This is a genomic window from Streptococcus fermentans (assembly GCF_040888305.1).
Taxonomy (GTDB): Bacteria; Bacillota; Bacilli; order Lactobacillales; family Streptococcaceae; genus Streptococcus; species Streptococcus fermentans.
In genome coordinates, this window is the sequence record NZ_JBFNFG010000030.1 from 1 (window position 1) to 315 (window position 315).

Sequence of the window (315 nt, forward strand, 5' to 3'; positions counted from 1 at the left end):
ATCAGTGTCAGAGTCAATTTCTGAGTCAGTCTCAGAATCAGTAAGCGAATCAGTTTCTGAATCCGTATCAGAATCAGTAAGCGAATCAGTAAGTGAATCTGTATCTGAATCAATCTCAGAATCAGTAAGCGAATCAGTTTCTGAATCAGTAAGTGAATCTGTATCTGAATCAATTTCTGAATCAGTATCTGAATCAGTGTCAGAGTCAGTATCAGAATCAGTAAGCGAGTCAGTTTCTGAATCCGTATCTGAATCAATTTCTGAGTCAGTATCTGAATCCGTATCTGAATCAATTTCTGAGTCAGTATCTGAATC

1 protein-coding gene is annotated in these 315 nt (G+C 37.1%); it reads right to left on the bottom strand.

Going from position 1 to position 315, the window contains the following annotated elements; translation table 11 throughout:
• The coding region (locus AB2B50_RS09700) for a hypothetical protein (protein WP_320693337.1) at positions 1–315 on the bottom strand (315 nt) is incomplete at both ends.